Consider the following 12257-nt stretch of genomic DNA (forward strand, 5'->3'; position numbering starts at 1 on the left):
TCGATTTTGCTGTTGATTGCTATAGTTCAGCTAGGACAATTGTTTGTTAGAGAAACAAAACCTCTGTTAAAACTTAACTATAAATTTATTTATCGGGGAGTTGCAGGCTTATTAGTTACTATAATTATTGTTAACTCTCAGCAGGCGATCGCCCAAACTAGCTCTGCACTTCTTTACAAACAAGGCGCTCAAAATTGTTTGCAATTAATTAACTATTTGGAACCGTCGGACTTTTTCAAGAATTCGCCGGAAAGCTGTTTGAGGGTGCTGAGTAAAAAAACTTGGCTGGTGAGAGAAGGCGCTGCAATTCTCGATCGAATAGGTTGGAGAAAGTTCGCTAAAAATGTAGAGTTTATTGCTAATCCAGAGAAAGTTTACGGCTATTTAGACAAACCCCCAACGGGCGAAAAATCTTTCAAGGCTGCTGGTTGGGCGGTTTTGCCAGAAAATTTGCAACAGCCGAAGATTGTACTGCTATCTGTCGGCGACAAACAAGCTTTTTTTGCTAACGCTTATGTAAATTTGGACAGTCCCGATATTGCTAAGATTTTGCAATCGCAGTTGTACAATAATGCGAGGTGGGCGGTTGATGTGTCCGATCGCGATTTGTCGATCGCCCAAACCGAAATCAAAGCTTGGGTGTATAATCCTGTTGACAACCAGTTTGTCCAGTTGCGTGGAGGATGAGGAGTGAAAATTTCGGTGATTGTACCAGCCCACAACGAGGAGGGCTGTTTGGAAGGTACTGTGCGGGCGATCGCCCAGACGCTCGATTTAGAAGGCATTCCGCACGAAATTTTGATTGTGAATGACAACAGTGTCGATCGAACCCTTGACATTTGCCAGGAATTATCGCGGGAATTTCCCACAGTTAGATACATCAACAATCAACCTCCCAACGGTTTTGGATTTGCCGTGCGACGAGGTTTAGCGGAATTTGACGGCGATGCTGTCGCAATTGTGATGGCCGATGCTTCCGACGATCCGAAGGATTTAGTAGCAGGATACCGCAAATTGCAAGCAGGATATGACTGCGTTTTCGGTTCCCGATTTATCAAAGGCGGCTTTGTAGTTGACTATCCAATTCACAAGTTAGCAATTAATCGCTTAGCAAACTGGTTTGTCAAAACTATTTTTGGCTGGCGCTACAACGATGTTACCAATGCTTTTAAACTCTACCGCCGAGAAGTGATTGAAGGCGTGCAGCCGATTTTAAGCCATCATTTTAATTTAACTGTAGAACTGCCTTTAAAAGCAATTGTCCGGGGTTTTTCCTATGCGGTAATTCCTCTGAGGTGGTACAATCGAACTGCTGGTATTTCTAAGCTGAAAATTAAAGAAATGGGCAGCCGATATTTATTTATTGTCTTGTATGTCTGGCTGGAAAAACATCTCTCTCGCGGCGACTACCACCGAACTAGAAAGATGAATGAGTTGAAATTAGATTTGTTGCCAAAGTCAAGGAGTGAAGTCCTGACTGCGAAGGAATGATGACTAATGATTGTGGTGCCGCAGCTATTGATACTTTGATGCCGCTCGGAGATAATAAGTGCGATCGGTTAATTGTCATCCTAACTGGCATATTCTCGCGAGATGGAAAAATTTATGGGTGGCAAATTTGCGATCGCCTCGCGGACTGCGTACAAAATCGAGTTTCCACATTATAATGGTGACAAAGCTAAAAATTCGGATATTTAGGGATAATTTGACTAGAGATGCGATGGAAGTTTGGCTTAATAATATATACTAAATTGGGAGGATTGAGTCATGGTTTTTACAGCCCAACAAATGGCAAAATTGATGCCCGATGCCAGTCAATTAGAAAGTGACGAACCGGAAATGGAAAGTTCCCTACATTATATTCAATTAGCATTATTAGTTGCCTGTTTGGAATGGCAATGGCGCGAGCGCAACGACTTTTTTGTTGGAGCAAATCTGACGGTTTACTACAGCCAGCAACAATTGAAAAATCGGGATTTTCGCGGCCCTGATTTTTTTCTGATCGCCGACACCGAAAAACGTCCGCGTCGTTCCTGGGTAGTTTGGGAAGAAGAGGGGAGATATCCCGATCTAATTATCGAATTGCTATCTAGTTCTACCGCCAGAGTCGATCGCAACGAAAAAAAGATATTATATCAAAATCGGTTTAGAACGCCCGAATACTTTTGGTTCGATCCTGAAGATTTGGAATTTGCTGGTTTTCGTTTAATTGGTCAAGAATATCAAGCTATTCTTGCCAATGAATTTGGTAGATTGTGGAGTGAGGTACTAGAATTATATCTGGGAATTCACGATGGGAAATTGCGTTATTTTACCCCAGATGGTCAGTTAGTTGCTACGCCAGAGGAAGCTGCACTGCAAGCACAGCAACAAGCTGCACAAGCCCAAGAGCGGGCTGAGCGATTAGCGAATCAGTTGCGGGCTTTGGGAATTGAACCAGAATAGTTGTCAAAATTCATTGACAAGATGATTCAGTTTTAATGCGAGGTATAGCTCAACACCCGTTGTTCAATAATTTAACAGCAGTAATTAATCCTCTAAGAAAGTTGAGTCAATGCCTGAAAGAATTTTAATTGTGGGCGGTGCTGGTTTTATCGGCAGTTGTTTGGCAATTGGCCTGAAGAAAATGCACCCGGAATGGCAAATCATTTGTTTGGATAACCTGCGCCGCCGGGGTTCGGAATTGAATATTCCGAGGCTGAAAAGTTGCGGGATTCAGTTTGTTTACGGGGATATTCGCACGGCGGCAGACTTAGATCCCGTTGCACTCAACCCTGACTGCATTATCGATTGCGCTGCGGAACCTTCGGTATTGGCTGGTTTTAGTTCGCCTCAGTACGTTTTGCAGACGAATTTGCTGGGTACTGTGAATGTTTTGGAGTTGGCGAGACAGACTGGTGCGAGTTTGTTGTTTTTGTCTACGAGTCGGGTTTATCCGATCGCCAGTGTGAAATCTGTTAAGCTGTTGGAGTTGGATGAGAGATTTGCGATCGCCCCGGAGCAAACATTACCCGGTATATCCGAGTTAGGCATATCAGAAGACTTCCCATTAAAAGGACACCGTTCGCTTTACGGAGCAACTAAATTAGCATCGGAATTGCTGATTGAGGAATACAGAGAAGCATACAACCTGCAGGCAATTATTAACCGCTGCGGGTTAATTACCGGTGCTTGGCAAATGGGTAAAGTCGATCAGGGAGTTTGCGGTTTGTGGGTAGCCGCTCACTATTTTGAAAAGCCGCTGAATTATATCGGTTTTGGCGGCAGCGGGAAGCAAGTTAGGGATTTGCTGCACGTTGAAGATTTGTTGAGGTTAGTTAATTATCAGTTAGAAAATTTTGCTGAATTTGACGGCGAAGTTTTTAATGTAGGCGGCGGTTTTAGCAACAGTCTTTCTTTGGTTGAAGCGACTGATTTGTGCCAAAAAATTGTGGGTAAATCGATTTCAATTAATCCGGTTTTGGAGGAACGCGCGGGGGATATTCCGATTTTTATTACCGATTCTTCTAGGGTGATGGAGAAGACTGGATGGCGGCCTGTTATTGGCCCCGAAGCAGCTTTGCAGGATATTTATGATTGGATTGCTGCTAATGAGGCGGTTTTGAGTTCGATTTTGTAGGGATTTTTTGCACCGCAGATGTTTTGTGGAATTTGGTAATAAAACCATTTATTCTGCGCTAAGGAAACGGCAGTGCCCTGTCCTGTTTCATCCCTTCGGGTGTAACGCCATTTTCGGCAGTATTAATTATTGCCGTTGAGGTCGAGGTTTTCGATGATGGGAATTTCTGAAGGTGAAGAGGCTATTATTCGCAGGTTAATATCAACTATTATTTGATTTTTATCGAGAATTATATTGGCTTTTTTTATTGAAAATTTTATTGGTAAACAATCACCTGATTCAGATTCAGGAGACGACTGAGTTTGATATCCTGCGTCCTCCAGCCATTCACAAATCTTTCTCCAGTTTTCTACCTTTTCATCAGCTTTGCCTACAAGATTTTTTACATATTGATAAATAGTGTTGCAAAAGTCAACTGCAATTCCCTTGGGATTTTTATTGAGTTTTTCAGCAATTTCGGCGGGGCTGTGGCCGCAGAGTAGACCCCGTAGATGCTGCTTCTCATTGGGGGTGAGCCGCTTTCCCTTGGCGGATGCGAGGTCTGTGTAGAGGGTTTCTAAGTCCCATTCGTGGGCAGCTTCTGTGAATTGTTCGTTAGGGGATGGCATTGGGGATAGGTGTCTGGGGTTTTCCTAATCAAAGTCTAACACGATTTCTAATGCTTATTAGTTTCATGGATAAGCTGGGTTAAGTTATCTTAATAAAAAGCAGGCTCATACTTCATCTCTGGCTGTCACGGGAAGGCTCACTTCTTGCGAGGTGTCGTTTTGTGCTGGACAGAGTTATCAAGCAAAAGTATCTAAGAAATTGCCTGTTTTTGAAATCACTAAAAATCACAGTTAGCAAATCACAGTTAGGAGTATTTTATGCCTTCATTCTATCCAGGTCAGAAAGCTAATGAACTTGCCAAGGAAGCTCAAGAGCGATTCGAGCGTGCAGTTGAAGATTTGAAAAGAGAAGAAGCAGCCACAAACAAATTGGCAGAAGAGTATGGTAAACTTCAACTGAATGTCATAAGAAGCACAATTAAGCGCTTTGTTACCTTCCTTGAAAATAGTGGTCGGAAAGCTTCAGAAAGTGAAAAGCGGCTTTTAGAAGGGATGGATTTTTCAGTTCAGCAGATGAACGAGTACAAAGCTGCGGCGGTAGGAGCAGAACAATATTTTATGGCTGGCTTTAAATCTGCTGGAGCAGCCGCAGCAGGTTACGGCGGTGCTATTGGTGCTGTTACTTCACTAGGAGCAGCAAGCACGGGAACAGCTATCTCAACTCTCAGCGGAGCGGCTGCTTGGAACGCAACTTTAGCATGGTTTGGGGGTGGAGCGATCGCGGCTGGTGGTGGCGGTATGGCTCTGGGTGCTGCTGTGCTAGGCGGTATCACCCTTTTACCAGCTTTGGCGATTGGTGGCTTTTTTGCTGCTAGTGAAGGCGAGAAAGCGATGACAAAGGCGCGAGAGCATGAAGCTCAAGTCAATAAGGCGATCGCAGACATGAAACTTGCTAAGGATTTTGCTCAACAGGTAAGACAGCGAATAACTGAGTTGAGAAAAGTGTTTGAATCTATGAACACTCGTGCTGTTAAAGGTCTGAGTCAACTTGAATCTCAGCCGTTTGATGCTAAGAGGGATGCTGAGAAGTTCCAACAGGTAGGCCTTCTGATGAAGGGACTTGTAGAAATGTTGAAAACTCCTGTCTTAAACAATGACGGTAAGCTTAACCTCGGTACTGTGAAGGTTTTGGAGAAATATCGGATTTTACCAGGGAAATAGAAATCACGATCGAAGTAGTCTCAAGACTTAGGCAGAAAATCTATTTGTAGGGTGGGCATTTCCCACCTTACTACTTAAAAATAAGGAGGTTGCAATGAATCCCTGGGAAATTTTAGGAAATGTTGGTGATTTACATACGGTATGTACTGAGAATGAGTTCGCAAAAAAAAATCAAGCGGGTGCAGTTGTAGGAGGAGGTGCAGCACTTGCGGCTGGTGTAACTTTTTTGGGTGCGGCTGCTCTAGGGCCTGTGGCTATTCCTTTAATCATGGTTGGCGGTGCAATGGCTGGTGCCACAGCAGAATCTACATTTAAGAATGTAGGCAAAGGCGTAGCAATGGCTGGTGCCAAAGCAGAATCTACAGTTAAGAATGTAGGCAAAGGCGTATCTAAGGGAATTACAGGATTTTTTGATTTTTTCAAAAGCGATGAAGACTTTTTTAACCGAGGAATAGAAAAGCTTGAAAGTGGAGAGTACGGGGCCGCTCTTGAAGATTTTACTAAAGCGATCGAACTCAATTCTCAAAATATTTATGCCTATTTTGTGCGCGGCTGTATTCTCGATGAACAGCACAATTATGCAGGAGCAATTTCAGATTATACTAAAACTATCCAGCTCGATCCTAGCTATGTAGATGCTTACCGCAATCGAGGTAACATTTACGTCGCTAAAAATGATTATAGCAAGGCAATTGCCGACTACACCCAAGTCATCAAACTCTCTCCCGGCAATGCAGATATCTACTTAATACGAGGAAGTGCCTACAGCGAACTAAAAAAATACAAAGAAGCCATTGCTGACTTCACTCAAGTTATCACTATCGATCCTAGTAATGTGAATGCCTGCTACTGTCGTGGTTTAGCATATACTGAACTAGAGGATTATGAGAGTGCTATTGCTGATTATACTCAAGTTATCAAACTTGACCCTAACTGTGTGGATGCCTACTTCACGCGGGGCTGCTTACTTGTTGAGCTAGAACATTACAAAAAAGCCATTGCTGACTTCACTCAAGTTATCAAAACTAAACCTAATGATGTTAACCTGTATTTTCAGCGGGGTTATGCTCGCGCCAAAGTAAAGAATTATAAAGGAGCTATTGCCGATTTCACTCAGGTTATAAAGCTTAGCCCTAATGAAGCAATTAATTATTTGTATCGCGGTCATGCACGCGCAGCAAACAAGGATTATGATAGTGCAATAGCTGACTACAATCAAGTCATCAAGATAGAACCAAGCTGTACAGATGCTTATTTTCATCGGGGATGCGTCCGCCATGAAAAGGGAGACAAGCGGGGAGCTATTGCCGACTACAATCAGGTCATCAAAATAGAGCCAGACAATGCTTATGCCTACGTAAAAAGGGGTTCTATACGCAGAGAAAAGGCAAAAAGAGAGGAAGCGATAGCAGATTTTCAGAAAGCTATCAGCCTCTTTCGCAAAAAATCCATGATGGATGAAGTCCGAAATCTTCAAAAAGAAGTCCGCAATCTTCAGAAGGAAATTAAAAATACTCCTTGGTGGCAGACGCGGGTGTTTTAGGGTTCTGTTCTGTAGAAATATCGAATTTTACCAGGCAAATAGAAATGATAGCTAAAAAAGTTTCTGTAAAAATCTTTAATCCAGGCTCTGCTGCTGACTACTTCCGCGATGTTGTTGAAGCTTACACCGAATACAAAATAGTTGCCGAGCAAGAACAGACTAAACGGCGTGGTATAGAAGCTTGGGAAAAAGCAACAATTGCCGACATTCAAGCAAAACGCGATGTTTTAATCAAGTATCTTGAAGGCTCGTTTGATGAACGTGCTAATAATTTTAAATTTCTGTTTGAAAAGGTCGATGAGGCAATAGCAATCGGTGATAATAAGCAGTTAGCTTTAGCCATGACTTCAATTACCGAAATAGCTAAGTCCAGTCCGTTCAAAGACCTTGCTGATTTGACATCTGTCAGAACAGCCCTTGACGATCCAGATCATGAATGGGAGTTTTAATCTGCCCTATCATTCTCAAAAACTCAATTGATTTCATTTTGTCAAGAAAAGGAGATTGTAGAATATGAAAATTACATCTATACTCAAACCACTCGAAGGCTTGAGTCGCGAAGAGATGATAGCTAGACTAGAGCCTACTCTCACTGAACTTCAAAGCGAGCGGAGTAACATGAGAGTAGTAAAAAAAGACAATGAAATAAATAATGAAATCTCAACACTAAACAAAATATTAGGTGTAATTAAATTTGGGGTGCGCGGTTCTCTGAATAAATCAGAACTTGAAGAACTTCGTCCTGTTCTTCAACGATTTGTCCAAGATGGAACGTTTCCTGAATTAAAGTTTTGGTCGCTGTACCCAAGAGGATAAAATTAAAAATCGCACCCTACTCCTACCCACTAAATAAAAATGAAACACACTCTGAACCGTCAGCGATCGCTCGAAATGGCCTGTCTGTCCCAACTAACCTACGTCGCCTACAACCAAGGCTTAGAAGTTGTGCGCGATATCCTCAAATCAGGATGTTTACCCTTAGTCCGTCAGTACGAAACAATAGAGTTTATTCGAGCGCCGCGTGCGTTGATTTCAACAGGTGATTTTGCTTGCTGCGGTTTGGCTTTGTCTGCACCCAACGAGATTGCGCTCGCCATTAGAGGAACAGAAAACCTAGACGATTATTTTTTAAATTTACTGGCAGAGTCTAATTCACAAGGCATTCATTCAGGATTTGACACTTTTGTAGAGCGTTTTTGGGAACAATTGCAAGAGTTTATATTGCGAGAATATAATAGCCGAAAAGACATTTTTATTACTGGACACAGTTTGGGAGGAGCAGCAGCTACACTCATTACCAAACGGCTTCAAAAATCTGGTTTGAAGCTAATTGAGCCTTATGTTTTAGAAACTTACACTTTTGGCGCACCGCCAGTCAGCACCGAAGAATTCATACTAGATACGCCGTTATACAGATTTCGTAATGCTGGGGACTTCATCCCACACTTGCCAGAAATAATTGCCATTGCAATTAAGCGGATACCAGGTTTACGAGGGGCGATCGCTAACTGGAAACCTGGTTTATTAGAAACACTTTCTAACTATTCCCATTTAGAGGCTGAGTATCTTATAGAAAATGATTATTCATGCCGTCAGTTAGATGAACCCGACATCAGTAAGATTTGGCAGTGGGTTCAGTTTTCGAGAATTTTACTGCCACAGCTACGAGTTAAAACCCAAGGAGATGAAGAAAAATCGGGTGTTAAGGCTAGATTGAGAAAGCTGGTTCAAACTTTGATTCAAGCCTCATTACAAGAACATCGCGCTATTAAATATGTAGAAAGGCTGAATTTTGGTAATCTTCCACCTTGGATTAAGTAGGTAGAATAAATGTTTGCCAAAAGGCGGGCGCCTTCTGCAATCTTCGCGAAATCCAATATCTGCAAAATGTCAATGATGCGGTGGGCGCTTCTGGGAGTTCTGCACAGCACCAAGCGGACGGGTTTTCTGTCGGTGAGTGCTTAAAAACTTTGATTGACATACCTTATGAGGGCATGAATATTGCGCGCGTTAGGGGTTTGACGGATGCCGATCAAGCTACGCTAAAAGCCTGACTGGGCTGTCTGCGACGACGATTTGTAGAGAGGCGATAGATACTAAAGAAACCGGGCTTTTCACAGATTTAATACTTCGGTGTATGTCGGAAAAAACCCGGTTTCTGCCTAAATTTCTTCCTAATTTCGGTAGGGGCGGGTTCACCAACCATCTATGAAACCTACAAACAATCTCATAAACCCGCCCCATCCCCGCGATTATTTACATCAACATTTGATCCATAAATTTACGGTACATTTTGATTGTCTGTTGAGGGGCGGGTTTATGAAATTATTCATTTTTATCAGATATGGTTGGTGAACCCGCCCCTACAAATTTGGTTTATTATATACGATATAATACGAGATATCCAGTCAACCCGCCCTGACTAAAATATTGCGGGCGATCGCACTTCACGCCCAAACTTCCGCCAAATCCAAGACAAACCCCGGTAAAACATCTTCACCGGACAAAGTTGCAGGATTGTCCAGCACTTCCACTTCCCGATTTAGTCTGTAAATCTCCACCTTTCGGTTTTTCCGATCTATCAACCAACCTAAACGCACCTGGTTGTCCATGTATTCTTTCATTTTCTCTCGCAGTGGCTTTATATTGTCACTTTTAGAACGGAGTTCCACCACGAAATCAGGAGAAATAGGAGCAAAACCTTCTTTTTGTTCTGGGGTGAGTGCATCCCACCTTTCTTGACTCACCCAAGACGCATCAGGAGAGCGAATAGCCCTATTTGGTAGGTCAAAACCAGTAGAAGAACTAAATGCTGCACCGAGTTTAGTTTGGCAGTTCCACAACCAGATTTGTCCGCCGATTTCCGAGTTTATTATTCCTGTCTCGCCTCCGGTGGGCGGGTTTACGATTAATTCTCCTGTTGCGGTTCTTTCTAATTGTAACTCCCGATTTGCGATCGCCAATTCGATGAACTGTTCGCGGGTGACAGTCAGCGTTAGTGTTGGCGGAAGATTGATTGCAAGGGCGGCGGATGATTTAGTTTGTGTCATCATTTTTGTCCTCAAACCTATCTTTTTATAGCAGTTCTATTTTGATTGCCCAAAGCCCGAAATGCTTGAGGCTTCGTTGTTTTTATGATAACACTTGGAAGTTACAGGCATAAAGGGCGATCGTATCTGATATCATATAAAAAAAGTTCCACACGGAGAACCGAAAAATGGTAACTTCTACAGTTGTCGCCCCGGCATCTCAAACCTACTCTCTAGAAGCATGGATGGAAAGTCCACCGGATCTGCAAGAGTGGGTTGATGGCGAATTATTGGAAAAAAATGGCATAACTCTCAAGCATAGCAAGGTGCAAGGAAATCTTTACTATTACTGGAGAAACTACAAAGACTCTAGCGGGCAGGGAGGAAAAGTTTATACTAATGTTCCCTGCCGCACAAAGCAGCAAGGACGCTATCCTGATGTTGCCTACCTTCCCCCGGAATTGGCAGCACAATTTGGCAATCTCAAAGTTCTGCCGCAAAGTTTTCCTTTGTGTGCTGAAATTGTTTCTCCAACAGATTTAGCGGAAGATGTAATTGCTAAAGCTACGGAATATTTAGAATCGGGAAGTGAGGAAGTTTGGCTGGTATATCCCGAAAATCAATGGGTTATTGTAGTAACAAAACAAACCAGAATTATCTTTATTGCTGGGGAAATTGTTAGCACTCAAATTGTTTTGCCTGGTTTTAGCATCCCCGTCGATGAATTATTAAAATAAGCTATTTTATTCAGTCGGCGGAGGCCGACTTAGTTTGTGTAGTAGCGGTTTCAACCGCCGACTCTCATCGACATTGTTTCTAACTATGCTTCGACGCCTTGACAAACATTTGCCCGCCCAAAAACCGCCACAAAAAAGGCAATTTTAAGTAAATCTTTAACAGCAGCGGTGAAGCCGGCCGCCCTTTCGTCGAAAACGGTAAAAATCTCGGTATAATCAGGTCAATTTCAAACCCGACAGTTTGTAACAGTTCTTGCAGCGATAAGTGCGTAATCGGTAATTGATGATCGATAAAATCGTAGTATTCCTTGTAAGAGTATTTAAAATTAGGCTGAATCACCAAAAGTGAGCCGCTCGGCTTCAGCGCATCAAAGCAAAACGAGATAATTTCTACAAGTTCCTCTTTGTTGCGGAGATGTTCAAAAAAATTAGAGATAAATATCCGGTCAAATTGTTCGGCAAAAACTGATTTATTTCCACAGTTTAAAACATCGACATTCAATATTTTTACATCGGAATTTGCAAATAACTTTGAATCGGGATTGAGGTCAATCAAACATTTTTTGTCAGCCCAAATTTGATTGATAAATTCGCAGTAGCCTCCGCCAATATCTAAAACGGCTGACTCTGGAGGAACATAATCTTGTAAAAACTCATCAATTAGAACTTTCCAGAGTGCCACCTTGGCTTGCATTTGGCGGGAATCAAATCGGTTGGCGTACAACTTTTTGAGATATGTGTCAGTTTTCATAGTAAGATACCATAGACCAAGTATGAGTTTATCACGCGATACAGGCAACTATGAACGTTATATCTACCGAAATACCTGAAGTTTTGATAATTGAGCCGAAAATTTTTGGAGACGATCGCGGTTTCTTTTTCGAGAGTTTCAATCACCAAGCTTTCGTAGACAAAACAGGCGTAACGGCAGAATTTGTTCAAGACAATCATTCCAAGTCGTCTAAAAATGTGCTGCGCGGTTTGCACTACCAAATGCAGCAGCCTCAAGGCAAATTGCTGCGTGTAGTTGCGGGCGAAATATTTGACGTAGCGGTGGATATCAGAAAAAGTTCGCCGACTTTTGGGAAGTCCGTGGGCTGTTTGCTGAGTGGAGAAAATAAACGGCAATTGTGGGTGCCGGCAGGTTTTGCTCACGGTTTTTTAGTAGTATCAGACATTGCTGAAGTTTTGTACAAAACTACAGATTATTATGCACCGGCACACGAGCGGTGTATTGTATGGAATGACGCTGATTTGGCGATCGACTGGCCGCTAGATGGTGCCAAACCAATCTTATCAGCTAAAGACAAAGCCGGACAGACGTTGAAAAAAGCTCAAGTGTTTTAATCGTGAAAATTTTACTCGCAGGCGGCAACGGACAGCTAGCTCAAGAATTGCAGTCGATTTTATTATCTTCGGGAGAGGTTATTGCGGTCGATCGCACTCGCGTCGATTTGTCCCAACCCGAAACCATCCGCCAAGCAATGGCTGAAATTCAACCAGATTTGGTTATCAATTCCGGCGCTTATACTGCGGTAGACAAAGCCGAAAGCGAACCAG

Annotated in this window: 15 protein-coding genes and 1 pseudogene; 13 read left to right on the forward strand and 3 right to left on the reverse strand. The window is 42.7% G+C overall.

The features are described 5' to 3' along the window. The 5 genes and pseudogenes from WBA89_RS17820 to WBA89_RS17840 form a co-directional block, all read left to right on the forward strand. Positions 1 to 687 (forward strand): annotated as a pseudogene (locus tag WBA89_RS17820) (hypothetical protein); the annotation flags it as partial. Between the two features lie 3 nt (positions 688 to 690). Next, complete coding sequence (locus WBA89_RS17825) at positions 691 to 1491, forward strand: glycosyltransferase family 2 protein (protein ID WP_424408552.1); 801 nt, start codon at positions 691 to 693, stop codon at positions 1489 to 1491. Next, entirely contained in the window at positions 1488 to 1667 is a 180-nt protein-coding gene (locus tag WBA89_RS17830; RefSeq protein WP_424408553.1) for a hypothetical protein, read from the forward strand. Before WBA89_RS17825 ends, WBA89_RS17830 begins: the two co-directional genes overlap by 4 nt. A gap of 100 nt (positions 1668 to 1767) precedes the next feature. Next, the gene (locus WBA89_RS17835) at positions 1768 to 2445 is read left to right on the forward strand and encodes a Uma2 family endonuclease (RefSeq protein WP_424408554.1); all 678 of its coding nucleotides are present in this window, start codon (positions 1768 to 1770) and stop codon (positions 2443 to 2445) included. Positions 2446 to 2554: 109 nt separating this feature from the next. Next, on the forward strand, positions 2555 to 3619 hold the full coding sequence (locus WBA89_RS17840; protein WP_424408555.1) for an NAD-dependent epimerase/dehydratase family protein: 1065 nt from the start codon (positions 2555 to 2557) through the stop codon (positions 3617 to 3619). 122 nt (positions 3620 to 3741) lie between these two features. Here WBA89_RS17840 and WBA89_RS17845 read toward each other — a convergent pair whose 3' ends face one another. Beyond that, positions 3742 to 4227, reverse strand: coding sequence for a helix-turn-helix transcriptional regulator (locus WBA89_RS17845; RefSeq protein WP_424408556.1), 486 nt, complete (start codon positions 4225 to 4227; stop codon positions 3742 to 3744). A 258-nt stretch (positions 4228 to 4485) separates the two neighbouring features. On the opposite strand from WBA89_RS17845, the gene WBA89_RS17850 reads away from it, so the two are divergent. The 5 genes from WBA89_RS17850 to WBA89_RS17870 all read left to right on the forward strand — a co-directional run bounded on the left by WBA89_RS17850 (position 4486) and on the right by WBA89_RS17870 (position 8752). Then, on the forward strand, positions 4486 to 5388 hold the full coding sequence (locus WBA89_RS17850; RefSeq protein ID WP_424408557.1) for a hypothetical protein: 903 nt from the start codon (positions 4486 to 4488) through the stop codon (positions 5386 to 5388). Positions 5389 to 5482: 94 nt separating this feature from the next. After that, the gene (locus WBA89_RS17855; RefSeq protein ID WP_424408558.1) at positions 5483 to 6931 is read left to right on the forward strand and encodes a tetratricopeptide repeat protein; all 1449 of its coding nucleotides are present in this window, start codon (positions 5483 to 5485) and stop codon (positions 6929 to 6931) included. Positions 6932 to 6975: 44 nt separating this feature from the next. Then, the gene (locus tag WBA89_RS17860) at positions 6976 to 7380 is read left to right on the forward strand and encodes a hypothetical protein (protein WP_424408559.1); all 405 of its coding nucleotides are present in this window, start codon (positions 6976 to 6978) and stop codon (positions 7378 to 7380) included. Positions 7381 to 7444: 64 nt separating this feature from the next. Then, on the forward strand, positions 7445 to 7747 hold the full coding sequence (locus WBA89_RS17865; RefSeq protein WP_424408560.1) for a hypothetical protein: 303 nt from the start codon (positions 7445 to 7447) through the stop codon (positions 7745 to 7747). 39 nt (positions 7748 to 7786) lie between these two features. After that, a complete protein-coding gene (locus WBA89_RS17870) occupies positions 7787 to 8752 on the forward strand; it encodes a lipase family protein (protein ID WP_424408561.1) in 966 nt (321 codons plus the stop codon). A gap of 626 nt (positions 8753 to 9378) precedes the next feature. On the opposite strand, the gene WBA89_RS17875 is transcribed toward WBA89_RS17870, so the two are convergent. Further along, a complete protein-coding gene (locus WBA89_RS17875) occupies positions 9379 to 9981 on the reverse strand; it encodes a Uma2 family endonuclease (protein ID WP_424408566.1) in 603 nt (200 codons plus the stop codon). A gap of 167 nt (positions 9982 to 10148) precedes the next feature. Between WBA89_RS17875 and WBA89_RS17880 the strand changes: the two genes are divergently transcribed. Next, complete coding sequence (locus WBA89_RS17880; RefSeq protein ID WP_424408562.1) at positions 10149 to 10697, forward strand: Uma2 family endonuclease; 549 nt, start codon at positions 10149 to 10151, stop codon at positions 10695 to 10697. A gap of 79 nt (positions 10698 to 10776) precedes the next feature. Here WBA89_RS17880 and WBA89_RS17885 read toward each other — a convergent pair whose 3' ends face one another. Beyond that, entirely contained in the window at positions 10777 to 11448 is a 672-nt protein-coding gene (locus WBA89_RS17885) for a class I SAM-dependent methyltransferase (RefSeq protein ID WP_424408563.1), read from the reverse strand. Between the two features lie 50 nt (positions 11449 to 11498). On the opposite strand from WBA89_RS17885, the gene rfbC reads away from it, so the two are divergent. Both rfbC and WBA89_RS17895 read left to right on the forward strand, forming a co-directional pair. Continuing rightward, on the forward strand, positions 11499 to 12044 hold the full coding sequence (gene rfbC / locus WBA89_RS17890; protein ID WP_424408564.1) for a dTDP-4-dehydrorhamnose 3,5-epimerase: 546 nt from the start codon (positions 11499 to 11501) through the stop codon (positions 12042 to 12044). A 2-nt stretch (positions 12045 to 12046) separates the two neighbouring features. After that, the coding region (locus WBA89_RS17895) for a sugar nucleotide-binding protein (protein WP_424408565.1) at positions 12047 to 12257 on the forward strand (211 nt) is incomplete at its 3' end.

The organism is Microcoleus sp., assembly GCF_049646505.1.
Classification (GTDB): Bacteria; Cyanobacteriota; Cyanobacteriia; order Cyanobacteriales; family Microcoleaceae; genus Microcoleus.

What these genes read in the sequence shown, in the direction of transcription:
- WBA89_RS17850 (WP_424408557.1), top strand. Translation starts at nt 4,486, where the DNA reads ATGCCTTCATTCTATCCAGGTCAGAAAGCTAATGAACTTGCCAAGGAA.
- WBA89_RS17855 (WP_424408558.1), top strand. Translation starts at nt 5,483, where the DNA reads ATGAATCCCTGGGAAATTTTAGGAAATGTTGGTGATTTACATACGGTA.
- WBA89_RS17875 (WP_424408566.1), bottom strand. Translation starts at nt 9,981, where the DNA reads ATGACACAAACTAAATCATCCGCCGCCCTTGCAATCAATCTTCCGCCA.
- rfbC (WP_424408564.1), top strand. Translation starts at nt 11,499, where the DNA reads ATGAACGTTATATCTACCGAAATACCTGAAGTTTTGATAATTGAGCCG.
- WBA89_RS17830 (WP_424408553.1), top strand. Translation starts at nt 1,488, where the DNA reads ATGATGACTAATGATTGTGGTGCCGCAGCTATTGATACTTTGATGCCG.
- WBA89_RS17845 (WP_424408556.1), bottom strand. Translation starts at nt 4,227, where the DNA reads ATGCCATCCCCTAACGAACAATTCACAGAAGCTGCCCACGAATGGGAC.
- WBA89_RS17880 (WP_424408562.1), top strand. Translation starts at nt 10,149, where the DNA reads ATGGTAACTTCTACAGTTGTCGCCCCGGCATCTCAAACCTACTCTCTA.
- WBA89_RS17835 (WP_424408554.1), top strand. Translation starts at nt 1,768, where the DNA reads ATGGTTTTTACAGCCCAACAAATGGCAAAATTGATGCCCGATGCCAGT.
- WBA89_RS17885 (WP_424408563.1), bottom strand. Translation starts at nt 11,448, where the DNA reads ATGAAAACTGACACATATCTCAAAAAGTTGTACGCCAACCGATTTGAT.
- WBA89_RS17870 (WP_424408561.1), top strand. Translation starts at nt 7,787, where the DNA reads ATGAAACACACTCTGAACCGTCAGCGATCGCTCGAAATGGCCTGTCTG.
- WBA89_RS17840 (WP_424408555.1), top strand. Translation starts at nt 2,555, where the DNA reads ATGCCTGAAAGAATTTTAATTGTGGGCGGTGCTGGTTTTATCGGCAGT.
- WBA89_RS17865 (WP_424408560.1), top strand. Translation starts at nt 7,445, where the DNA reads ATGAAAATTACATCTATACTCAAACCACTCGAAGGCTTGAGTCGCGAA.
- WBA89_RS17860 (WP_424408559.1), top strand. Translation starts at nt 6,976, where the DNA reads ATGATAGCTAAAAAAGTTTCTGTAAAAATCTTTAATCCAGGCTCTGCT.